Source organism: Polaromonas sp. P3_C2, assembly GCF_056402675.1.
Genome location: NZ_JBFUGX010001105.1, coordinates 1 through 838 on the forward strand (window position 1 = coordinate 1; position 838 = coordinate 838).

Annotated in this window: 1 protein-coding gene; it reads right to left on the reverse strand. The window is 59.3% G+C overall.

What is annotated here, in order from left to right; all coding sequences use genetic code 11:
• Nucleotides 1–642: 7TMR-DISMED2 domain-containing protein (locus tag AC1DWI_RS24925; protein WP_477726151.1), on the reverse strand; the 642-nt coding region annotated here is incomplete at its 3' end.
• Between the last annotated feature and the right edge of the window lie 196 nt (nucleotides 643–838).

The following is an 838-nucleotide window of genomic DNA, read 5'->3' on the forward strand; positions in this document are numbered from 1 at the left end:
CATCAACGCCATCAGCAACACCAGGCCGATGTAAACCCCCAGCAGGAGGTGCCATTGCTTGGACTGTTCGTGAAAACTGCCCGGGTCGGACAGAACCCAGTGCATGCTGATCGGATAGTTGTGGGTGACCCGAAGGTAAGTGGGCCGCGTCTCACCGGGGCGCAGCAGCATCTCGAACGCCGGTGTCAGGTGGCGCACCGGCCACTCGGCTACGGGGATGGAATCACCTGAGCGCCTGATTTGCCATTGCCCCGCTGCGAGAGGGTCTTGCGAGGGGCGGTACAGCGAGACGCTGTCCATGTTGGGATGCGGTGTCGTGAGCATGACCCGTGTGGGCTGGCTCACCGCAGGCAGCGTCAACCGGTACCACAAGGCACGCCCGTCGCCAGTCGGCATGATCTGTTCCGGCCTGGCCGGCTCGCCTTCACCGGCTTCAAAGCGGCCGTGGGCCTGCTCAAAGGTCAGCGAGCCGGTGCTGTCGAGCAGCACCAACCCCTGGCCAACCACATCGTAGCCCGCGGACGGCACGTTTTGTGCAGCAACAGCCGCGACGGGGGAAGGCGGGGCGGCCGTTTCCTGTGCAACAGCTGCAGCGTGGGCCAACAGCAAGGCCGCCAGGCAGGCGGACAGGCGCGACGGCATTGCAGACAAAAAACTTAAAAGGCCAAACAATCACTTCCCCAAAAAACCATACGCAGATGATCAAAACGGGACGACACTGATGATTCGACCCTGAAATCACACGAAAAGTAACTATTTCTACCTAACAAAACCTTCTAATGTACCGAATGTTGAGGCTTCGAACAATGGAAAAAAGTCATATGGGACATTCAATGCC